General features: G+C 59.8%; 11 protein-coding genes. 7 read left to right on the top strand and 4 right to left on the bottom strand.

The genetic code is table 11. From position 1 onward, the window contains the following. Positions 1-56 precede the first annotated feature (56 nt). Both ACIQVE_RS06570 and ACIQVE_RS06565 read right to left on the bottom strand, forming a co-directional pair. Positions 57-2,027, bottom strand: a complete 1,971-nt coding sequence (locus ACIQVE_RS06570; RefSeq protein ID WP_402805805.1) for a hypothetical protein — start codon at positions 2,025-2,027, stop codon at positions 57-59. A 527-nt stretch (positions 2,028-2,554) separates the two neighbouring features. Next, positions 2,555-11,149: a retention module-containing protein gene (locus ACIQVE_RS06565; protein WP_402805802.1), complete on the bottom strand. Its 8,595-nt coding sequence runs from the start codon at positions 11,147-11,149 to the stop codon at positions 2,555-2,557. Positions 11,150-11,682: 533 nt separating this feature from the next. Here ACIQVE_RS06565 and ACIQVE_RS06560 point away from each other — a divergent pair. From ACIQVE_RS06560 to ACIQVE_RS06550, 3 genes are all read left to right on the top strand, one after another. After that, complete coding sequence (locus tag ACIQVE_RS06560; protein ID WP_402805800.1) at positions 11,683-13,041, top strand: TolC family outer membrane protein; 1,359 nt, start codon at positions 11,683-11,685, stop codon at positions 13,039-13,041. Between the two features lie 120 nt (positions 13,042-13,161). Then, positions 13,162-15,324: a type I secretion system permease/ATPase gene (locus ACIQVE_RS06555; RefSeq protein WP_402805799.1), complete on the top strand. Its 2,163-nt coding sequence runs from the start codon at positions 13,162-13,164 to the stop codon at positions 15,322-15,324. A 10-nt stretch (positions 15,325-15,334) separates the two neighbouring features. Next, positions 15,335-16,696: an HlyD family type I secretion periplasmic adaptor subunit gene (locus ACIQVE_RS06550; protein ID WP_402805797.1), complete on the top strand. Its 1,362-nt coding sequence runs from the start codon at positions 15,335-15,337 to the stop codon at positions 16,694-16,696. Between the two features lie 145 nt (positions 16,697-16,841). On the opposite strand, the gene ACIQVE_RS06545 is transcribed toward ACIQVE_RS06550, so the two are convergent. Further along, complete coding sequence (locus ACIQVE_RS06545) at positions 16,842-17,438, bottom strand: tRNA-uridine aminocarboxypropyltransferase (protein ID WP_402805795.1); 597 nt, start codon at positions 17,436-17,438, stop codon at positions 16,842-16,844. A gap of 5 nt (positions 17,439-17,443) precedes the next feature. After that, positions 17,444-18,337 (bottom strand): LysR family transcriptional regulator, encoded by an 894-nt coding sequence (locus ACIQVE_RS06540; protein WP_402805793.1) that lies wholly within the window; start codon positions 18,335-18,337, stop codon positions 17,444-17,446. 430 nt (positions 18,338-18,767) lie between these two features. On the opposite strand from ACIQVE_RS06540, the gene speB reads away from it, so the two are divergent. The 4 genes from speB (at position 18,768) to ACIQVE_RS06520 (ending at position 23,250) form a co-directional block, all read left to right on the top strand. After that, positions 18,768-19,718 (top strand): agmatinase, encoded by a 951-nt coding sequence (gene speB, locus ACIQVE_RS06535; RefSeq protein WP_047300226.1) that lies wholly within the window; start codon positions 18,768-18,770, stop codon positions 19,716-19,718. Positions 19,719-19,728: 10 nt separating this feature from the next. After that, entirely contained in the window at positions 19,729-20,151 is a 423-nt protein-coding gene (locus tag ACIQVE_RS06530) for a YybH family protein (RefSeq protein ID WP_402805790.1), read from the top strand. 51 nt (positions 20,152-20,202) lie between these two features. Then, positions 20,203-21,714 carry a purine-cytosine permease family protein gene (locus tag ACIQVE_RS06525; RefSeq protein ID WP_402805788.1) on the top strand — a complete coding sequence of 504 codons (1,512 nt, stop codon included), beginning with the start codon at positions 20,203-20,205 and terminating at the stop codon, positions 21,712-21,714. 156 nt (positions 21,715-21,870) lie between these two features. Next, entirely contained in the window at positions 21,871-23,250 is a 1,380-nt protein-coding gene (locus tag ACIQVE_RS06520; RefSeq protein ID WP_402805785.1) for a sodium:solute symporter, read from the top strand. The last annotated feature ends 164 nt before the right edge of the window (positions 23,251-23,414 follow it).

The following is a 23,414-nucleotide window of genomic DNA, read 5'->3' as shown; positions in this document are numbered from 1 at the left end:
CAAGCACAGTCGTGCTCAGTTAAAAACGCTTCTAACCATCAGCCAGTGAAACGCAGCTACTTATCGCAAGGCTGCGCACATGTTTCGTGGGTCGGAGAGCACACAGCACCGCTCGGCATGGTTCTATTGATAACAACGAAGTCTCGCTTTGATTGTCCTATGCCACCCTTAAACTTTCTCAGGGTGTAATGACAAAGTGCAGAGCCATTGTTAATCATGGGCGCAATCAACTTTTCATAATCAGCCACGTGCACTACGAATCCTTCGCGCGCCTGCTCCGCGCTCAATGTTGTCGAGAACTCATCCACAACACCAGGAATGGGCGAGGTTCCGTTCAAGCCTTCGCTACCCTGCCAGTGCAATGTCACTACGTCTTTCTCGTCGAAGGCGGCGTTCCCTTCAATCTTCACCCACACGCCACTCCAAAGTCTCGGGCATGCGCAACAATCGAGAACACCGAACTTGGTCGCATGCGGAAATGAGGGCTCTTTGAGGTTTTCGATCACTACAATCTTTACATCAACCAGCGTTGCGGACGCCTGTTGCAAGTTGACGTTGTTGCTGGTGGTGTAATAAACCGCAAGCTTCGGATTTTCCCGGTCCTGATCAATCACCGACCAGGGAATACTCAAACGCACCCTTTGCCCCGCCACATCGCCGGTCTGGACGATGTATTGCGCCACGGGCGTCATGACTGCGCCCCAATACAACTCGATGGTTTGTCCCGGCAAAGGGTTGTCAAACAAGGTGAGAAACGCTGAGGCGGGCTTGTCGAAATCGTCGCTCGTCAAGGTATTCAAAGTGTTCGAATTGGCGCCGAATATCTCAAGCTTGACCAGCGTGGTGTTTAACAATGCCGGGGCATTGATGTGATCCTGCCCCGCCACAGTCAGGTTCACCGGCACGCGCGTTTCCAGAGAGCGCGGTGTGCTGGAACCGGGACGTCTGACCCGATAAGTGACGGAGGCCGTCAATGGCCCCACGCCTTTGGCCCTGAGAGCAGACCAAGGCACGTGTGCCTCAAGCGGAAATTTGGAGACGTCGACCGGCAATGGCGGCAATGGTGTTCCGTCCCAGTCGATCATTATCTCCTGGTCATTGGCGGGATTGTCATAGGCATCGATCTCAATCGTCACCGCTCTTTGGTTCACAGCGCCTTCCCGGGCATGCTGGCGGTCGATCAGGCCGCGACTCGAAAGCGGAATCCGAGGCGGTTTCAAACTGCCGGGGCCGGGTAACAGGTTGACAATCACCGGCAACAGTTCAGAACGCGGGCCCTTGTTGCCAGCCCAGTCCCTCAATCGGTAATAGATATAACGTGGGCCGTCCCCACGATCACGAATATCCCGCTCATACATCGTGATGATCAGTTGGTTGTTGTCGATATCTTCTTGACTGAATTCCTGTTCGCGTATTTCGGTTTCCGTTTCAGAGGGTCTATCGCTGTCCGTCCAGAAATAGATTGCGTGATCGCGGGCCTTTGGTTCGATATACAAATGGATCTGAAATCGTACTTGCCCATGTTCAATCAAATAGTCATCGGTAATGTCTCCAACCACATCCAGCATTTCCATCGCCGCTGGCTGCTGACCATCGTTGGGAGGCGATCGGTCGACCGTAACGCGTTTAATCTCTGATTCTTGTGTATTACCCCCTATATCCAGGCTATAGGAGAGGTCGTAAATTCCGTGCTGGAGTCTGTCGCGCGGAACGCTGACGATCTTGTCCCCCGGCACGATCGGAACATAAAACGGGAAAGTAGCCACCGCTTGAAAAGGCAGCCCGAATGGCCGCCATCCCACGGTAATGATATCGGCAATGAAATCAGGGTCGGTGGAGAATTCCCAGGCCGGCACCACCAATTGAAGATCGTTGCTTAATGCCGTCCGCGACAAAAGGCCTTCCGGGCTCTCAGTGCCACTTTCGTCTTTGAGAATGTCCGGCACAGTGGGAAGAGGCAATGGCTCATCTTTGCGTTGATCAATGATCCTGCTTTTGTGCTTTTCCGACTGTTCCGGGGGCAGCATGGGGAACGCTCCGCGACAATGAATCGAACTTACGTGCCCGTATCGGTGAATGTTTTTGACAGAGGCAGTGGCTTGGTTTGATTCAATACGCATTCATCCATGCTGCCTACTGTCAGAAATTACAGGTATTGCTACCGTTCGTCGGAGGTTTCGCCGAGCTGGAAGGCCTACGTCGAACAAACGAAGTCGTTTAATTGAAATCCGCGGACACTGATATCGGCCACAGATTCTTGCGTCGTTGCCTACAGCTACGCCAGTATCCGCCGGCTTGTGCGCCTTGGGGATGGGACTTATCGTTTCCGGGTCGCTGACGAATCAGCGACCGGATTTGACCGCGCGCCAGTCCCCAGTCGGCTAAGGCCCTTTCGCGAGCAGGCTCGCTCCCACAGTTGATCGCGTTCCGATGTGAGAGCGAGCCTGCTCGCGAAGGGGCCATAGCCAACAAATATCTGCAGGCATGAAAAAACCCGCCGCCCCGATGTTCGGGACGGCGGGTTTTGTCGTTTCAGGCTCGACTCAAATGCCGATCAAACGGTATCCACCTTCAGCGAATGATCATTCAACATCCCGCTGATGATCGTTGCCGTGTCGTGTCCGCTGGCAATCATTCCGCCTGCGCCCGGGGTGACGCCGTAGTGGCTGGCGAGGTTGACGCCGGCCAGATCAATCGTCTGGTTCGGCGTGGCGCCGGCCATGGCGCTCACATCGATGCTGGTCATGACCGAGGCGCCGCTACCGCTGACGGAGAAGTGCAGGTAGTCGTCGAGGGACGACGTGGTGCCGTTTTCGCCTTGCAGCAGTTGCGACAGGTCGAGCTTGTCGGTGCCGGGGGTGAAGTCGGTGATCAGGTCGTGGCCGCTGTTGCCCTTGAGCCACTGGAAGGTGTCGGCCCCTGCCCCGCCGGTCAGGGTGTTGTTGCCTAAACCACCGATCAGCAAGTCATCGCCGCCGCCACCATTGAGGGTGTCGTTGCCCAGGCCGCCATTGATGACGTTGTTATTGTTGTCGCCGGTCAGGCTGTCGTTGAAGTTCGAGCCGATGAGGTTTTCGATGCCGGTCAGGGTGTCTGTCCCGGCGCCCAAGGTGTTTTGTGCACCGAGCAAACCGAGGTTGACGGTGACGGCGGCAGTCGCATGGGCGTAGCTCGCGGTGTCGGTACCGCTGCCGCCATCGAGCAAGTCATTGCCCGCGCCGCTGTAGAGCAAGTCGTTGCCCGCGCCGCCGTGCAGTTCGTTATTGCCTGAGCCTGCGGTCAGTACGTCGTTGCCGTCGCCGGCATTGATGATGTTGTTGCCGGTACCCGCCACCAGCACGTCATCGCCTGCGGTGCCGGTGAGGGTGTGGCCGTCCTGATAGCTGATGCTCACGTTGGCCGTGTCGCTGCCGCCATGGTTATCGCTGGCGGTGTAAGTGCCGTGGTAGTCCGGGGCGATGTTTTGGGCACCGGCGTAGTTGAGGGTCATGGTCAGTTGGTAGTTTTCCGAGCCGTTGGCGGGGTTGTCGATGGGGTTGGTGAGGTTGGTAATGTGAATCTGGTAGTCCGCGGTCGACGTCGCAGTGAGGGTTTGCCCGTCCGCCAGCGCGATCCAACTGCCGCCGTTGATCGAGTACTCCATGCTGACGTTACCCGCCGCCAGGTTGTGGTCCAGTTTGAGGGTTTCACCCTGACGCAGGTTGACGGTGATGCGGTCTTCATCATTGGCATTAGAGTTGCTGACTGCGCCCAGGAAACCGCTGACCACCAGCACGGCAGTCATGGTTGCCGCATTCGCCGAGAACGAATTACGTACATTGGCCAGGTTCTGGTTGGCCGCCGTGTTGGCATTGGTGCCGGTGAAGCTGATCGCGCCGGTGCCGGTGAAATCCGCCGCTTTCGACACCCAACCGGTATTGAAACTGGTCGGCGTCGCGTTGAGGGTATCGCCATTCGGATCAGTGTCGTTGGCCAGCAACAACTCACCCGGCACCACGACGTTGCTCGACAGCACGTTGGTGATGACGTGGTCGTCCATCGCCACCGGAGGCGCGTTGGGGATCACTTTCACGGTCAGCGTCGAGCTGGCCAGATCGCCGTCGTTGTCGCTGACGGTGAAGCCGATGTTTTCGGTGAGCACCACAGCGGTGGTTTTCTGCGAGGTGTAGGTGTATTCGCCGGTATCAAGGTTGATCACCAGCGTGCCGCTGTTGTTGGTGGCGATGCTCAACGTGTTGCTCGCCGTGTTGAAGGTGCCGTGATTGACGCCTCCGCTCGCGATCAACGAACCCTGTCCGCCAAGGGCTTTGGGGTCATAGGTGTAGGTGGTGCCGTCGATCACGATGGATTTAATGAAACCACCATCAGCGCCGAACGTGCCGCCCTCGCCCAGCAACGAACCGGTGACCGGCGCACCCTGCACGGTGCCCGACAGCACCGAGTTGAGCTGGTTGAGATCGGTGACCACCACCGCGTTGGTGTTGGTGTGGTTGATGCCGTCATACGCCAGCGGATCGAGGTTGGCGTTGCTCACGCCGCTGCCGAGGCCGATCGCGTAGTTCTTGATGTTGTTGGCATCGAGGAAGACTTTCAGCGCGGCTTCGTCGGCGGCGTTGATGTCGCCCTCGTTGGGTTTGCCGTCGGAGAAGAAGTAGCCGACGTTCTGCGCCCCGGTGAGTTTGCCCGAGGTATTGAACGCGGTCTGCATCACCGCCACGGCAGCATCGTAGTTGGTACCGCCGCCAGCCGTCAGCCCCGCAAGAATCGTCTTCGCCGTTGCGACATCCACCCACACCGCGGTTCTGTCGGTGGCGTTGCTGCTGAAGGTCACCAGTTGGACTTTGACGTCGCCCAGATCATCGTACTTGTCGAGCAAGGCACTGATCGCCTGCTTGGCCAGCGCCAGCCGCGACAGGCCGGGTACGCCCGAGGGATCCGCCATGCTGCCGGAGATGTCGAGAACGATCAGCAGGTTGGAATCGATCTCCACCGCTGTCACCGAGCGATCCGAGGTCACGGCTTTTGGCACGTCATCGACGATATTGACGACGAGGGTGCTGGTGGTGGTGTTGCCCAGCGCATCGGTGGCTTTGTAGGTGAAACTTTCGCTCAGGGTGTTCGGCCCGTCGTTGGCGTTCGGCGAAGTTTTCGGTGCCGAGGTCAGCGTGTAGGTGTAAGTGCCGTCGGCGTTGAGCTGGATTTGCCCATAAGTGCCGGTGGCGCTGCCGACCAGGGTGTAAGTGAGCGCGCCGCTGCCGCCGGTGACCGCGCCAACCAGCGTGCCGCTGGCGGTTTCACCGGTGTTGCTCGGATCGCTGCCGGTGACCGTGCCGGGTGCCAGGTCCTGGCCGTCTTTGGTCAAGTCCAAGGCCTTTTCGTAAACGGTCACGTCCTGATCGACCGAGGCGATGAGTTTGCTGTCGGCGACGTTGATGGTGATGGTCGTGGTGCTTTCGTCGCCGTCACTGTCGCGGATGCTGTAGGTGAAGGTGTCGGTGGCGCCCGGTGGGCTCACCGAGTTCGGGTTGCTGTGGTAAACGGCATTGCCCGCCGCGTCCAGAGTCAGGTAACCGTAAGCGCCGTTGATGTTGCTGTTGAGCCCGCCGACGGCCGAGGTGGCGGTGTTGCTGCCGGCGCGCACGCCGATCACCGTGGCCGCGCCATCGGCACCGTTGACGTCGTTGCCCAAAACGCTGACGTTGACCGTGCCACCCTCCGCCACCGCGCCGGTGTCGGGTTTGGCGGTCGGCAGATCATCGACGATGTTGACGTTGATCTGACCGCTGGCGGTACTGCCATCGGTGTCGGTTGCCACCACGTTGAAGTTCTCGGTGATGCTGTTGGCACCGTTGGCGTTCGGGTGGGTTTCGTTATCGACCAGGGTGTATCTGTAACTGACCACACCGGTGGCCGGGTTGTAACCGGTGATGGTGAACGTGCTGCCCAGTGGCGAGACGGTTGATTGCGGGAAGCCTGCAGCCACGCCATTGCTGACCACGGCAATGCCGCCGACGGTGAGGGTTTGCAGGCCATCGAGGGCCGTCACGGTGAAGGTGCCGCTCTGAGTCAGTGCCGGGGTGTTAGGGCTGGTGCCGTCGCTGAGGTTTTTCTCGTAGACGGTGAGTTCGCCGCCATTGACGTCGAGGCCGTTGAGCACCACCGGATCGTCATTGTTGTGGACGTTCAGCACCAGGTTGGCGGTGCTGGTGTCGCCGTCGGCATCGGTCAGGGTGTAGGTGAATGTCTCGGTGCCGTTACCGCCGCCGTGCAGATTTTTGAAGTCGGCGTCAGTGGCGTCGAGGGTGTAGGTGTAAGTACCGTTGGCGTTGAGCACCAGCGTGCCGTAAGTGCCGGTGAAAGTCCCGGCAGTGATCGGCCCGGTCGCCACCACGTCTGCACCTTGCACATCGTTGGTCAGCACGTTGCCGCTTAGCGTCAGTTGGGTTTCCGAGGCGCTGTTTGCATTGCTGTCGTTCATCGCTTTCGGCACGTCATCGACGATGCTGACGACGATGGTGCTGGTGACGATGTTGCCCAGCGAATCGGTGGCCTGATAGGTGAAGGTTTCGGTCAGGGTGTTGGCACCGTCATCGGCATTCGGTGTGGTGGTCGCTGGCGATGTCAGGGTGTAGGTGTAGGTGCCGTTGGGGTTGAGCAGGATCTGCCCGTAGTTGCCAGTGGCACTGCCAACCAGCGCATAGCTGATCGCGCCGACTGCACCGTTGACCGAGCCGACCAAGGTGCCGGACGCGGTTTCGCTGGTGCTGGTCGGATCGCTGCCCGTGACCGTGCCGGGCGCCAGATCTGCGCCGTCCTTGGTCAGGTCCAGGGCTTTTTCGTAGACGGTGACGTCGGTGTCGCTGACCGCATACAGTTTGCTGTTGTAGACATCGATGGTGATGGTGGTGGTGCTTTCATCGCCGTCGGCATCACGCACGGTGTAGGTGAATACATCCACCGCACCGGGGCCACTCACCGTATTCGGATTGCTCTGGTAGACCGCGTTGCCATTGGCATCGAGGGTCAGGTAGCCGTAGGTGCCGTTGATTTGCGAGTTCAAGCCACCGATGGCCGAAGTCGACGTATCGGCACCGACGCGCACGCCGACCACCGCACCCGTCACGGCCGGGCCGTCGGCGCCGCCGATGTCGTTAAGCAGCACGTTGCCGCTGACGGTACCGCCCTCCGCCACCGACGCTGCATCGGAATAAGCGCTTGGCAGGTCATCGACGATATTGACGTTGATCTGTCCGCTGGCGGTGCTGCCATCGGTGTCCGTGGCGACGACATTGAAGTTCTCGGTGATGCTGTTGGCGCCATTGGCGTTCGGATGGGTTTCGTTATCCACGAGGGTGTAGCTGTAGCTGACCACGCCAGTCGTTGCGTTGAACCCGGTGATGGTCAGCGTGCTGCCCAGTGGGGTGACAGTCGATTGCGGGAAGCCTGCGGCCACGCCATTGGTGACCACGGCGATGCCGCCGACGGTAAGGGTTTGCAGACCGTCGAGGGCCGTCACGGTGAAGGTGCCGCTCTGGGTCAGCGCCGGGGTATTTGGGCTGGTGCCGTCGCTGAGGTTTTTTTCGTAGACGGTGAGTTCGCCACCGTTCACATCGAGGCCGTTGATGATCACCGGATCGTCGTTATTGTGGATCTGCAACACGAGGTTCGCGGTGCTGGTATCGCCGTCGGCATCGGTGATGGTGTAGGCAAAAGTTTCAGTGCCGTTGCCGCCGCCGTTCAGGTTTTTGAAATCGGCGTCAGTGGTATCGAGGGTGTAGGTGTAAGTGCCGTTGGCGTTGAGCACCAGCGTGCCATAGGTACCGGTGAAAGTACCGGCAGTGATCGGGCCGGTGGCTACGCGGTCGGCACCTTGCACATCGTTGGTCAGCACGTTGCCGGTCAGCGTGAGTTGAGCTTCCGAGGCGGTGGTTGCATTGCTGTCGTCCACCGCATTTGGCAAGTCGTCGACGATGTTCACATCAAGGGTCGCATTGGCAGTAGTGCCGTTGTCATCGACCACGGTGACGGCGAATTGCTCAGGCAAATTGTTCGCGCCGTTGGCGGTTGCATGCGCTTCGTTATCGACCAGGGTGTAGCTGTAACTGACCACGCCAGTTGTCGCGTTGAACCCGGTGATGGTCAGCGTGCTGCCCAGCGGTGTAGTGACGGATTGCGGGAAACCTGCGGCGACGCCGTTGGTGACCACGGCGATGCCACCGACGGTCAGCGTGGTGACGCCGTCCAGTGCGGTGATGGTGAAGGTGCCGTTTTGGGTCAGCGCCGGGGTATTTGGGCTGGTGCCGTCGCTGAGATTTTTCTCGTAGACGGTGAGTTCGCCACCGTTCACATCGAGGCCGTTGATGATCACCGGATCGTCGTTGTTATGGATCTGCAACACGAGGTTCGCGGTGCTGGTATCGCCGTCGGCATCGGTGATGGTGTAGGCAAAAGTTTCTGTGCCGTTGCCGCCACCGTTCAGGTTTTTGAAATCGGCGTCAGTGGTGTCGAGGGTGTAGGTGTAAGTGCCGTTGGCGTTGAGCACCAGCGTGCCGTAGGTGCCAGTGAAAGTGCCTGCGGTGATCGGGCCGGTGGCTACGCGGTCGGCGCCTTGCACATCGTTGGTCAGCACGTTGCCGGTCAGCGTGAGTTGAGCTTCCGAGGCGGTGGTTGCATTGCTGTCGTCCACCGCATTTGGCAAGTCGTCGACGATGTTCACATCAAGGGTCGCATTGGCAGTAGTGCCGTTGTCATCGACCACGGTGACGGCGAATTGCTCAGGCAGATTGTTCGCGCCGTTGGCGGTTTCATGCGCTTCGTTATCGACCAGGGTGTAGCTGTAACTGACCACGCCAGTCGTCGCGTTGAACCCGGTGATGGTCAGCGTACTGCCCAGTGGGGTGGTGACGGATTGCGGGAAACCTGCGGCGACGCCGTTGGTGACCACGGCGATGCCACCGACGGTCAGCGTGGTAACGCCGTCCAGTGCGGTGATGGTGAAGGTGCCGTTTTGGGTCAGCGCTGCGGAGTCAGGCGCGCTGCCGTCGCTGAGGTTTTTCTCGTAGACGGTGAGTTCGCCGCCCTCGACGTTCAAGCCGTTGATGACCACAGGATCATCGTTGTTCTGGATCTGCAAAACCAGATTCGCGGTGCTGGTATCGCCGTCGGCATCGGTGATGGTGTAGGCGAAGGTTTCAGTGCCATTGCCGCCGCCGGTCAGGGCTTTGAAATCGGCATCGCTGGTGTTCAGCGTATAGGTGTAAGTGCCGTTGGCGTTCAACACGAGCGTGCCGTAAGTCCCGGTGAAAGTACCGGCGGTGATCGGGCCGGTGTCTACTCGGTCAGCGCCTTGCACGTCGTTGGTCAGCACATTGCCGGTCAGCGTGAGTTGAGCTTCCGAGGCGGTGGTTGCATTGCTGTCGTCCACGGCGTTTGGCAGGTCGTCGACGATGTTCACATCAAGGGTCGCATTGGCAGTGGTGCCGTTGTCATCGACCACGGTGACGGCGAATTGCTCAGGCAGATTGTTCGCGCCGTTGGCGGTTGCATGCGCTTCGTTATCGACCAGGGTGTAGCTGTAACTGACCACGCCAGTTGTCGCGTTGAACCCGGTGATGGTCAGCGTGCTGCCCAGCGGCGTGGTGACGGATTGCGGGAAACCTGCGGCGACGCCGTTAGTGACGACGGCGATGCCACCGACGGTCAGCGTGGTGACGCCGTCCAGTGCGGTGATGGTGAAGGTGCCGTTTTGGGTCAACGCTGCGGAGTCAGGCGCGCTGCCGTCGTTGAGGTTTTTCTCGTAGACGGTGAGTTCGCCGCCCTCGACGTTCAAGCCGTTGATGACCACAGGATCATCGTTGTTCTGGATCTGCAAAACCAGATTCGCGGTGCTGGTATCGCCGTCGGCATCGGTGATGGTGTAGGCGAAGGTTTCCGTGCCGTTGCCACCGCCGTTCAGATTTTTGAAGTCGGCATCGCTGGTGTTGAGCGTGTAGGTATATGTGCCGTTGGCGTTGAGCACCAGCGTGCCGTAAGTGCCAGTGAACGTGCCCGGTGTCACGGGCCCGGTCGGCACTCGGTCGGCGCCTTGATCATCGTTGGTCAGCACGTTGCCGGTCAGTGTAAGCAAGGTTTCTGAAGCGGTGCCATTGTTGTCATCGACCGCTTTAGGCACGTCATCGCTGATGTTGACGTCGAGCGTACCGGTCGCGGTGTCGCCATTGCTGTCGCCGGCAATCACGGTGAACTGTTCGCTGAGGCTGTTCGCGCCGTCGCCGGCCGCGTGGGTTTCGTTGCCATTGAGCGTGTAGCTGTAGGTGATCACGCCGGTCGCCGGGTTGTACCCGGTGATGGTCAGCGTGTTACCCAGTTGCGTGGTGATCGACTGTGGGAAGCCGACCGCCACGCCAGCGTTGATCAGGTTGATGCCGCCGACGCTGAGGCTGGTCAGACCGTCCGGCGCCGATACGCTGAAGCTGCCGCTTTGCGTCAAGGCCCCGGTGTTGGCGGCAGAGCCGTCGGGCAGATTGGCTTCGTTGAGGTTCAACTCACCACCGTCTACCGCAAGGCCGCTGAGCGTGACCTGATTGTTGACCGGTGGCGGCGGAACAATCGGCGCGACGGTGTCGTCACCGTCGTCGATGAGCGCGTTGCGCCGTTCTTCAGGAAACTCGGGAATGCCGTTGAAGCCGGCAGTGGGGAACCCGATGATCGGGTCAACTCGCCCACCGACTTCGGTCAACAGCACAAAGGTGTGACCGCCGCCCGCTTCACCCGGTGCACCACTTGGGGCATTGGGACCTGCTGCGGTCGCTTCGGCGGTTTTGCTCGGGTCGTCACCGGCAGCGATAGCTTTCTGGATCTGCTCGACATCGGTCAGCTGCGCGTCGCTCGGGGTCACGGCCTCCGCGACATTCACCTGCGCGGCCTGACCGGCCAGCAACTGCCCGGTCATGGTCAGGCTACTGTCGCGACCCAAGGTCAATTCCTGGCCATTTTGCAGATGAACGGCAACCGCGCCTTCGGCCCCGGTAATCAGTTGATCGCCGGCAAAAAGGCGATCCCCCTCAACCAGAGCACGACGAGTTCCGTCGGCTGCCTGCGCGAAAACCTGACCAATAACCTTGGTGACTGTGCCGATGAGCGTTGCCATGTGAAATCCTCCGCTGCTGACCACCGTCAGCACTGGTTCGCGAAGCAGCCCATGGCTCAATCGGGTTGTCGGGGAGACGCTCACACCCTCGACAGTTCGTTTCGCAGGAGTCGCATGATTTGGAAACATCAGTGCTATCAAGCACTTCCGAACCCTGATCGAGACAACCTACCTACTAACGCTACGTAACGGTGGTGAAGCACTCGAGTGACAAAAAAATGTCGCCCATCAACCGCTACGCGTCCCTCCCCTTCAGCAGTACTTCGCCGTATGTCGCAAAGTGAATGGAACTTTCCTCAAGCCTTTTTGCACTCCCTAAAGCGCATAAAACAAAGGCTTTCGAGCTGAACAATGTGCCGCTTTTTACAAAGCGCATAAGTTTTTTTCGGCATAAGCCTTATGAAAATTTTTTCTTAGCTACGCTTCAGGATGTTCTTAGCTCTGTTGTTACAAGAGTGAAACGCATACACCTATAAATATCGTCAAATATTTGGCGACAGTAACACACCATCAGGACTCAGGGAGATGCACCCATGCGCGTTCTAACCCCCCTCTGCAGCGCGGTTTTGCTGGCCATGGCTTGCACGTCTCAAGCCCAGGCCATGAACCTCACCGAGGCGATTCAAAGCACCATTGCCACCCACCCGGAACTTGCGTCGCGCGTGGACGCCCGCCTGTCGGCTGATGAACAGGTCAAAGTCGCCAAGGGCGGCTTCTATCCGTCCGTCGATCTGAACGCCGCTTACGGTCGCGGCTACAGCGACAACACCAACACCCGGGCCTTGGGCAATCACAACACCGAAATCCTCACCTACACCCAGTCCGAGCTGCGCATGCGGCAAATGATCTTCGACGGATTCAACACTGCCAACGAAGTCGAGCGCACCAAAGGCGTGTCCAACTCGCGCGCCTACTACGCGCAAGGCACTGCTCAGGATCTGGCCCTGCGCACCATCGAGGTTTACCTCGAAGTGCTCAAGCGCCGCGAACTGGTGACCCTGGCGACGAACAACTTGCAGGCGCACTTGCGCGTCAACGATCAGATTGGCCTGCGTACCGAGCGCGGCATCGGCAGCAACGCCGACTCCGACCAATCGGTAGCACGTAAGGCGTTGGCGCAGAACAACCTCGACACCGCTGAAGTCGATCTGGCCGATGCCGAAGCCAATTTCTACAGCGTGGTCGGGCGCATGCCCGATGAGCTGGAAACCCCGGCCTCGACTCGCGGCGAATTGCCCACCGAGCTGCGTGAAGCCCAGCAGAGCATGGTCGACAACAACCCGTATCTGAAATCGGCCCAGGCTGACGTGCAGTCGGCGGAAAGCCAATACGAAGTCGCCAAGTCACCGTTCTACCCTCGCTTCGATGCCGAAGCAGCAGTCGGCGCGAACAACAACGTGCAAGGTGATGAAGGCCACGACAACGAGTGGCGCGTGGGCATTGTGATGAACTACAACCTGTTCCGCGGCGGCAGCGACAAGGCCCGTCTGGCCGCGAACGCACACGATATCAATCAGGCGATGGACATCCGCAACAACGCTTTGCGCCAGCTCAACGAGAACATTCGTCTGGCCTGGAACGCCATGCAAAACGCCAAGAAACAAACCCCGACCGCCCGTGAATACGCCGAAACCTCCAAGCGTGTACGCATGGCGTATCAAGATCAGTTCGGCCTCGGCCAACGCACCCTGCTCGACTTGCTCGACAGTGAAAACGAGCTCTATAACGCCAACCGTCGCTACACCGAAATCCGCTACACCGAGGAATTTTCGATGTACCGCGTGCTGGCCAACATGGGCCAGTTGCTGAGCAAACAACGGGTGGTGCTGCCGGCCGATGCGATCGCCTCGGCCGAAGTCAAAAACGAAGCACGCCTGCCAGAACTGAAATAAGCCCCCTGTAGGAGCTGCCGCAGGCTGCGATCTTTTGATGTTGGTTTTCCAAGATCAAAAGATCGCAGCCTGCGGCAGCTCCTACACAGGGCGATGTGCACACAACCAGGGGCGATCAATATGACTAGCATGGCCGGAGGCGGCAGCGCCGGGGTCGATCCGCGGCTGAGCTTCGATGATCCGTTACTCGACGGTCTGTTGATCCTCTGCAAACTCCATGGCGCGACTGTCAGTCGCGCCAGCCTGAGTGCGGGGCTGCCCCTGAACAAACAACGCCTGAGCCTGGATCTGTTGCCTCGCGCAGCCGCCCGGGCCGGGTTACAGGCGCGGTTGTTGCGCCGTGAGCTGAAAGACATTTCGCCGCTGAATCTACCGATTCTGTTGTTGCTCAACGACGGGCGAACCGCCGTACTGCGGCGTTTTGGCGATGACGGCAAAGCGCTGATCCTGCCCAGCGAGGCCGATGGCGGCGAGCAATGGGTCAGCCGCGAAGAACTCAGCGAACACTACAGCGGCCAGGCGTTGTTCGCTCGGCCACGGCATGAACTCGAAGACCTGCGTTCGCCGCTGGTGCCGCGGGTGCATGCGTGGTTTCGCGACACTCTGAAGCTGTCGAAATGGCTGTATAGCGATGCGCTTCTTGCCAGTTTCCTGATCAACCTGCTGGGCCTGATGGTGCCGCTGTTCGTCATGCAAACCTACGACCGCGTGGTGCCCAATCAGGCCACGTCGACCCTGTGGGTGCTGTCGATCGGACTGCTGATCGGCACCGGGTTCGAACTGGTGCTGCGAGTGGTGCGCGCGCACCTGCTGGACACCGCCGGCAAGAAAACCGATGTAATCCTTTCCGCAACTTTGTTCGAACGCATCACCGGCATGTCGATGAAGGCACGGCCGGCAACCATCGGCGGCTTTGCCCAGAGCATTCATGACTTCCAGGGCCTGCGCGAATTTCTCACGGCGGTGACGCTGACCAGCCTGATCGACCTGCCCTTTGTGGTGCTGATGCTGGTGGTGATCGGCCTGCTCGGCGGCTGGCTTGTGGTGATTCCGCTGCTGGCGTTTCCGCTGACGATTATTTTCGCGATGATCATTCAGGTGCGCCTGCGCGACACCGTGCAAAAAAGTCTAAGTCTCGGCGCCGAACGCCAGGCCTTGTTGATCGAAACCCTCGGTGGCCTGGAAACCCTCAAGGCCTGTAGCGCCGAAAGCGAGCGCCAGCACAAATGGGAAAGCACCCACGGCGCCCTCACCCGCCTCGACAGCCATGCGCGCAACCTCTCGGCGCTGGCCACCAACGGCACGTTGTTCATCCAACAGTTCGCGGGGATGGCGACGATTGTAGCCGGGGTCTACAGCATCATCGCCGGCAATCTGAGCGTCGGCGCACTGGTGGCCACCTACATGCTCGGCAGTCGCGTGCTCGCACCGCTGGGGCAGATCGCCGGGCTGATTACCCGCTATCAGCAAGCGCAACTGACTATGAAAAGCACCGATGCGCTGATGTCGTTGCCGCAAGAACGCGACGGCAAACAGCGGCCACTGGAACGCACACAACTGCAAGGCGCACTGGATGTCAGCGGCGTGACCTTCCACTACAACGGCCAGAATGCCCCGGCGCTGAGCAACGTCAGTTTTAGCCTCAAACCCGGCGAACGGGTCGGCATCATCGGCCGCAGCGGCTCCGGCAAAAGTACCTTGGCGCGGTTGGTCATGGGCTTCTATGAACCCGAAGAAGGCCAGTTGCTGCTCGACGGCCTCGACCTGCGGCAACTGGACGTCGCTGACCTGCGCCAGCAGATCGGCTACGTTGCCCATGATTTGCCGCTGCTGGCCGGCAGCCTTCGCGACAACCTCACCCTGGGTGCGCGCTATGTCAGCGATTCACGCATGCTCGAAGTGGCCGAGCTGACGGGCGTCACCGAACTCGCGCGCCAACACCCGCAAGGCTTCGACCGGCCAGTGGGCGAACGCGGGCAATTGCTTTCCGGTGGGCAACGCCAAGCCGTGTTGCTGGCACGGGCCTTGTTGCTCGACCCGCCGATCATGTTGCTCGACGAACCCACCAGCGCCATGGACAACAGCAGCGAGGACCAACTGCGCCAGAAGCTGCATGGCTGGGTGCAAGGCAAAACACTGCTGCTGGTCACTCACCGCACCTCCATGCTGAGCCTGGTGGACCGGTTGCTGGTGCTGGACAACGGTCGGGTCGTCGCTGACGGCCCGAAAGAAGCGGTCATCGAAGCACTGCGCAAGGGCCGCGTCGGCTCGGCGGCGGTCTAGGAGTTGCCCCATGTCTGCTTCCACAGGTAGCAAATCACGCGGCTACTTCGACAGCTTCGGCAAAAGCGCCGAAGTCGAGTTCATGCCGGAAACTGCCGGGGCTTCATTGCAGGATTCGCCGCGCTGGTCGCGAGTCACGGTGTGGCTCGCGGCAGCACTGTTGATCAGCGCAGTGGTCTGGGCCAAGTTCGCCGTGCTCGAAGAAGTGACCATGGGCGAAGGCAAGGCGATTCCGTCGAGCAAGGTTCAGGTGATCCAGAACCTTGAGGGCGGGATCGTCACCGAGATTTTTGTCCGTGAGGGGCAAATAGTGAGCAAGGGTGACACCCTGCTGCGTCTGGATGACACGCGGTTTCTATCGAACAAGGGTGAAAGCGAGGCCGACCGTTATGCGCTGACGGCGCAGGTCGAACGGCTGTCGGCAGAGGCCGAAGGGCGGCCGTTCAAACTCTCCGCCGAGGTGATCGCCAAGGCCCCTCAAGTCGCTGAAGACGAACGCTCGCTGCACGAACAACGCTTGCGCCGACTGGCCAGTGAGCAACGTACTCTCAGCGAACAACTGCGACAGAAGACTCAGGAACTGGCGGAATTTCGCTCCAAGCAAGGCCAGTTCAGCTCAAGCCTCGGCTTGCTGCAACAAGAGATGAACATGTCCGAACCGCTGGTCAAAAGCGGTGCGGTATCACCAGTGGAAATCCTGCGGCTCAAACGCAGTGCGGTGGAGATCCGCGGCTCGCTGAGCGCGACAACCCTGGCGATCCCTCGGGCCGAATCGGCGATTGCCGAAATCCGCAGCAAGATCGACGAATCAGAACAAACCTTCCGCTCGGAAGCCGCTAAAGAGTTGAATGAGAAACGCACCGACCTGTCGAAAATCACCGCATCAAGCATCGCCATCGACGACCGAGTGACGCGCACCACCGTGACCTCGCCGGTGCGTGGGGTGATCAAGCAGATGAAGGTCAACACCATCGGCGGCGTGGTCCAGCCAGGCAGCGACATGGTGGAAATCGTGCCATTGGAAGACAACCTGCTGATCGAAGCCAAGGTGCGCCCGCAAGACGTCGCGTTCCTGCATCCGGGCCAGAAAGCCATGGTCAAGTTCAGTGCTTACGACTACACGATTTACGGCGGGCTTAGCGCCAAGCTCGAGTTGATCGGTGCCGACACGATTACTGACGACAAGGGCAACAGCTTCTACCTGATTCAGGTGCGCACCGACAAAAACCACTTGGGCGGGGATCTGAAACCGCTGCTGATCATTCCGGGGATGGTCGCGACGGTGGACATTATTACCGGCGAGAAAAGCGTGTTGGATTACTTGCTCAAACCTGTGCTGAAGGCGCGGACCGAGGCTATGCGCGAACGCTAGTCCGCTTCGAGTAATTGAGGTGATTGATCTGACGTTTTCGCGAGCAAGCTCGCTCCCACAGTTTTAGCGGTGTTCGCAGAGTTTGTACACGACACGGACACTGTGGGAGCGAGCTTGCTCGCGAAGAGGCCAGCACCATCAACCCTCATCTATCGCCATGATTGCGCTGAAAAATCTCCTCCCCCATCGCTGCAATCTGCCCCTCGATCAACGCTTCAAACGGTTTGAGCAACGGTTCGAATGACGCCGGCGCTTCCAGCGTCTGCAATGCCTGCACAATCGCCTCGATGGTCGACAACGCCCCGGGGCCCGGTGCCTTGCGCAACCGATACCGCGACACCCCGCCCTCAGCCAGCGTCACCCGTGGCAACGCCGCCAGCAGCGGATTGAGGTGCAGCATCTTGCGCGCCTTGCGCCAGGTGCCGTCCGGCACCACCAGCAACAACGGCTCATCGGATTCGCCATAAGCCTGCATCGGCTGCGCATCGTCCGCGGGAAACAGCAATCGCGCCCGATACCCCGGCCGGTTCAGCAGCGTCGGCAAATCCTCAAATTCCTCACCGACAACCAGCTCGGCATTGGTCAACCCCAGCGCTGCCAGGCGCGCAGTATTCAACGCATGATTAACCTCGCTCGGATGCTGCAACAGCAACACCCGAGTGCGGCTGTCGAGGCTCGGGATCAATGGGCACAGGCAATGGGTTTGTGGGCGCATGCAGCGCGGACATTGAGGTCTGGACATCGTTCTTACGCCTGATTGAGCTGAGCTTTGAGCAAATCGCGGAAAGTCTGGATCAGCGGTTCGCGGCTGCGACCACGGCGCATGATCATCGAAAACGGCGCCTGATAGCCGAAAGTCGCTGGCAACAAAACCCGCAAATCGCCCTTGTCGGCCCAAGCCTGGGCGTAGTGCTCCGGCAGATACCCGATGTAGGCGCCGGACAGCACCAGTATCAGCTGCGCCTCCATACTTTCCACCGTGGCAGCGCTGTGTTTGAAACCGTGGCGCGCCAGTTCTGCCTGGCTCCAATAACCACGACCGACCATGCGTTGCTGAGTAATGACTTGCTCGGGAATCCGCCGCTCGTTGAACAACGGGTGACGGCTGCTGCAATACAACCAGTGCTGCTCGCGGTACAGCGGCATGTAAACCAGACCGCTCATGCGCGTGGAGAACGCACCGATGGCCAGGTCGAGGCGGTTGTCCTGCACGCCGAGTTGCAGTTCATACGGGCTCATCACCGACAGATGCAAATGCACCGCAGGGTGTTCCTGGCTGTAGGCGCCGATGGCTTCGGCGAACGGCAAAGCCTTGTCGCTGACGGTGGAGTCGATCACCCCGAGGTTGAGCGTGCCGCGCAATTCGCCCTTGAGCGCGGCGGCGTATTGCTCGAAACCTTCAAGTTCGGCGAGCAGGCGCAGGGTTTCCTGATGAAACAGCTCGCCTTTGCTGGTCAAGCTGAAACCACCGCGGCCGCGATGGCACAACACCAGACCGAGCGCAGCTTCGAGTTGGCTCATGTAGGTGCTGATCGCCGAGGTCGACAGGTTGAGTTCCTGCTGAGCGCTGGCGAAACCCTGATGGCGTACGACGCTGACGAAGATGCGCAATAGTTTCAGGTCGGGTAAAGCGTTGGCCATGTCTACTCCGGGCTTTGCAACTGTGTTGTCTGTGGAAAAAGCCCCTCACCCCAGCCCTCTCCCACGGGAGAGGGAGCCTACCGAGGTGCTTTGAGGATCTCCGTCGACCTGAAACTACGAGTTGAACTCAGGTGTGTTTGCAAGGTGATCAAAAGTCGAATACCTGATTTGAAAGCCATGGAGATCAGCCCCCTCTCCCTCCGGGAGAGGGCTGGGGTGAGGGCAGCAATGTCCAGCCGTTCTCAAAACCCAAGGCCAGCAAAGTCTATCCCGCCCCTGGCCATTAGTTTAGAAAAATCTGAACTAAGTATTTGCCCGTAGCGATTCTTTCCCTCCACTACATTTCGCAGAATCGCCCCCACAGCGGCGTCCGAACCTGTGCTGAACGGTGCGCCGACATAAATAAAACAAAGACGATGAGGCCCTACCCGTGGACAAGATTCTTCACCAACCACTGGGCGGCAATGAAATGCCGCGCTTCGGCGGCATCGCCACCATGCTCCGACTCCCCCACTTGCCGACTGCTGCCGGCCTGGACGCTGCCTTCGTTGGCGTGCCTCTGGACATCGGCACTTCGCTGCGCCCCGGCACCCGCTTCGGGCCGCGCGACATCCGCGCCGAATCGGTGATGATCCGCCCATACAACATGGCCACCGGTGCTGCGCCGTTCGATTCGCTGTCGGTTGCCGACATCGGTGACGTGGCGATCAACACCTTCAACCTGCTCGACGCCGTGCGCATCATCGAAGAAGCCTACGACAACATTCTCGAACACAACGTGATTCCGATGACCCTGGGTGGTGACCACACCATCACCCTGCCGATCCTGCGTGCCATTCACAAAAAGCACGGCAAGGTCGGTCTGGTGCACATCGACGCTCACGCTGACGTCAACGATCACATGTTCGGCGAGAAAATCGCCCACGGCACGACCTTCCGTCGTGCCGTCGAAGAGGGCCTGCTGGATTGCGACCGCGTGGTGCAGATTGGTTTGCGCGCCCAGGGTTACACCGCAGATGACTTCAACTGGAGCCGCAATCAGGGTTTCCGCGTGGTGCAGGCCGAAGAGTGCTGGCACAAGTCGCTGGCGCCGCTGATGGCCGAAGTGCGCGAGAAAGTCGGCGGTGGTCCGGTGTACCTCAGCTTCGACATCGACGGCATCGATCCGGCCTGGGCACCTGGCACCGGCACCCCGGAAATCGGTGGTCTGACGACCATTCAGGCGATTGAGATCATTCGTGGCTGCCAAGGCCTCGACCTGATCGGTTGCGATCTGGTAGAAGTCTCGCCCGCTTACGACACCACCGGCAACACCTCGCTGCTGGCCGCCAACCTGCTGTACGAAATGCTCTGCGTACTGCCTGGCGTAGTCCATCGCTGAGGGTCAGGTCATGAACGAACGTGATCAGGTTCTGCAAGCGGCCGCCGATCTGGTTTCAGCCTTTGCGCGTAACGATCGCGAAGCCTACTTCGGTGCGTTCAGCAGCGATGCCAGCTTCGTGTTTTACACCCTCGAACAGCCACTGCTGTCGCGCGACGCCTATCAGGCCTTGTGGGACAGCTGGCGCGCCGAGGATGGCTTCGAGGTGCTTTCCTGCACTTCGAGCAACGCTTTTGTCAGCCTGCAAGGTGACGTGGCGATTTTCATCCATGACGTGGCCACCGAGCTGCGCATGCAAGGGGAGCAACACTTCAGCCAGGAGCGCGAGACGATTGTTTTCAAGAAACAAGCGTCGAGCCTAGAACAACAAGGCCATTGGCTGGCCTGCCACGAACATTTGTCCGCAATGCCGGAAGGGCTGCCACCCCCTTAGCCAATGGTGACGCTCACGCACGATGAGCGCGCCTTATGATCGGAGCAGATCATGAATAACAACAACAATGAAAAAAGCCTTAACAGCATTGAAAAAAACGGGGTCGAACAGATCCCGGATCATGAGCGTGACGCCCGACCCAGCGACCTGTTTCGCTTGATCTTCGGCGGCGCCAATACCTTTGCCACCGCCGTGCTCGGCAGTTTCCCGGTGCTGTTCGGTCTGTCGTTTCAGGCTGGCGTCTGGGCGATTGTGCTGGGTGTGGTGGTCGGTGCGCTGATTCTGGCGCCGATGGGCCTGTTCGGCCCGCTCAACGGCACCAACAACGCCGTGTCTTCCGGTGCACACTTCGGCGTGCATGGGCGGATCGTCGGCTCGTTCCTGTCGTTGTTGACCGCTATCGCGTTCTTCTCGCTCTCGGTGTGGAGTTCGGGAGATGCACTGGTTGGCGGCGCCAAACGCCTGATCGACCTGCCGGAAACCGACCTGACGCTGGGCCTGGCTTACGGGCTGTTCGCGCTATTAGTGCTGACGGTTTGCATTTACGGCTTTCGCTTCATGTTGTGGGTCAACCGCATTGCGGTGTGGGCCGCGAGCCTGTTGTTCCTGCTCGGCATCTTCGCCTTCGCCCCCGCCTTCGACAGCCAGTACGCCGGCAGCGTGGCCATGGGTCAGGCCGGGTTCTGGGCGGCGTTCATCGGTGCGGCACTGGTGGCCATGAGCAACCCGATTTCCTTCGGAGCGTTCCTCGGCGACTGGTCGCGCTACATTCCCCGCGAAACGCCCAAAGGCCGGATCATGCTCGCAGTGATCGCCGCGCAACTGGCGACGCTGATTCCGTTCCTGTTCGGCCTCGCCACCGCAACCATCGTGGCGATCAAGGCACCGGACTACATCGCGGCGAACAACTATGTCGGCGGTTTGCTGGCGGTGTCGCCGAGCTGGTTCTTCCTGCCGGTATGCCTGATTGCGGTAATCGGCGGCATGTCCACCGGCACCACGTCGCTGTATGGCACCGGTCTGGACATGTCCAGCGTGTTCCCGCGAGTGCTGTCGCGGGTCAAGGCGACGTTGCTGATCGGCGTGCTGTCGATTGCCTTCATCTTCATCGGTCGCTTTGCGGCGAACCTGGTGCAGAGCGTGTCGACCTTCGCCGTACTCATCATCACCTGCACCACGCCATGGATGGTGATCATGATCATCGGCCTGGTGGTGCGTCGCGGCTTCTACTGCCCGGATGACCTGCAAGTGTTCACTCGCGGCGAACAAGGCGGACGCTACTGGTTCACCCACGGCTGGAACTGGTGGGGTCTGGGCGCGTGGATCCCGAGCGCGGCGGTCGGTCTGTTTTTCGTCAACCTGCCGGGGCAGTTCGTCGGCCCACTGGGTGAGTTGGCGGGCGGCATCGACATCAGTTTGCCGGTGACTCTGGGCCTGGCCTCGGTGGTGTACCTGACGTTGCTGCGCCTGTTCCCGGAACCGCGCGAGGTGTTTGGCCCGAAGGATGTACGGAGTCAAGGTGTGAACGCCACGACTAAACCGACGTTACGCCAAGCCGCCTGACCAGACACAAAACCCTGTGGGAGCGAGCTTGCTCGCGAAAGCGATCTGTCAGTCACATCAATTTTGAATGTGCCGAAGCCTTCGCGAGCAAGCTCGCTCCCACAGGAAGATTCGAATTCAGCCTCACATAAAAAAGACAATCGGAGACACGCCATCATGGCTTTGGATTTATTCGTCGTCCTCATCTACGCCGCCGGCATGCTCTTGCTCGGCTACTTCGGCATGCGCAAGGCCAAGACCAACGAGGACTTTCTCGTCGCCGGTCGCAACCTCGGCCCCAGCCTGTACATGGGCACCATGGCCGCGACCGTACTGGGTGGCGCGTCCACCGTCGGCACCGTGCGCCTGGGTTACGTGCATGGCATTTCCGGTTTCTGGCTGTGCGCAGCACTCGGTTGCGGCATCATTGCGCTGAACCTGTTCCTGGCCAAACCGCTGCTGAAACTGAAGATCTACACCGTCACCCAGGTCCTGGAAAAACGCTACAACCCGATGGCCCGCTCAGCGAGCGCGGTCATCATGCTGGCCTATGCGCTGATGATCGGCGTGACCTCGATCCTGGCGATCGGCACCGTCCTGCAAGTACTGTTTGACCTGCCATTCTGGGTCTCGGTACTCGTCGGCGGTGGCGTGGTGGTGATTTACTCGGCGATCGGCGGCATGTGGTCGCTGACCCTGACCGACATCGTCCAGTTCATCATCAAGACCGTTGGCCTGATGTTCATCCTGTTGCCGATCTGCCTGTACCGCGTCGGCGGTTGGGATGAACTGGTGCTGAAACTGCCTGCGACCGCATTCAGCTTCACCACCATCGGTTGGGACACAATCATCACCTACTTCATGATCTACTTCTTCGGCATCCTGATCGGTCAGGACATCTGGCAACGGGTGTTCACCGTCAAGACCGCCAAAGTCGCCCAGTACGCCGGCAGCATCGCGGGCGTCTACTGCGTTCTCTACGGTCTGGCCTGCGCGCTGATCGGCATGGCCGCGCATGTGCTGATCCCGGATCTGGACAACGTCAACAACGCCTTCGCCGCGATCGTCAAACTGTCGCTACCGGACGGTATCCGTGGTCTGGTGATCGCTGCTGCACTGGCGGCCATGATGTCCACCGCCAGCGCCGGCCTGCTCGCCGCTGCCACTACGCTGACCGAAGACCTGCTGCCGAAACTGCGCGGCGGCAAACAATCGAGCCTGCGCATCAACCGTCTGTTCACCCTGCTGACCGGCATCGTCGTGCTCGGCATCGCCCTGGTGGTGAACGACGTGATCAGCGCCCTGACCCTGGCGTACAACCTGTTGGTAGGCGGCATGCTGATCCCGCTGATGGGCGCGATCTTCTGGAAACGTGCAACCACCGCCGGCGCCATCGCCAGCATGGGCTTGGGCTTTGCCACGGCGCTGCTGTTCATGTTCAAAGACGGTCTGGATGCCAACACACCGATCTACTGCAGCCTGGCTGTGGGTCTGGTGAGTTTTGTGGTGGTCAGCCTGCTGTCGCCGCGCCCCGCTACGGTGGCCAGAGCGATCTAAGCTTGATTTAACGACTTGATGCTTTCTTCGACGGGTGTGGCGTCGGTTGCCACACCCGTTTTTTTTCGCCTATAGGAAAGTGCCGGTAAAGATTCGATTGATGATCGACGAATGACTTGAGCCGGTTTTTGCTAATGATCGGGCGGCATTGAAAACAAAAAATC

Origin of the sequence: Pseudomonas sp. NPDC098747, from assembly GCF_044760045.1 — a bacterium.
Classification (GTDB): Bacteria; Pseudomonadota; Gammaproteobacteria; order Pseudomonadales; family Pseudomonadaceae; genus Aquipseudomonas.
This window is presented reverse-complemented; position numbering and strand designations above follow the sequence as displayed.